The following is a 279-nucleotide window of genomic DNA, read 5'->3' as shown; positions in this document are numbered from 1 at the left end:
CCCTATCGACAAAAAAGCGAAAAACCGAGATCGATTAGGGGTTCGATGTTTTTCACTTTGTTTTGGTCACAGCTCCGCCGGAACAAGCTTTTATGAAGTTTTTTCCACTGACGTCCCTTGCAACTTTTCCATTCTACATAAAATGCACCAATTTGGTACAACCGGTCGTTGAGAGTTAACACAAAACACTGGTTTATTTAAACTGCGGAGCAAAAGTTTTGGCGACCCCTAAATCTGGAAAAACGTAAAACCAAAAATTATGTAATTTTAAGGGTATAT

This window comes from Arachidicoccus sp. (genome assembly GCF_050436765.1).
Lineage (GTDB): Bacteria > Bacteroidota > Bacteroidia > Chitinophagales > Chitinophagaceae > Arachidicoccus.
Note: the sequence above shows the minus strand (reverse complement) of the source record.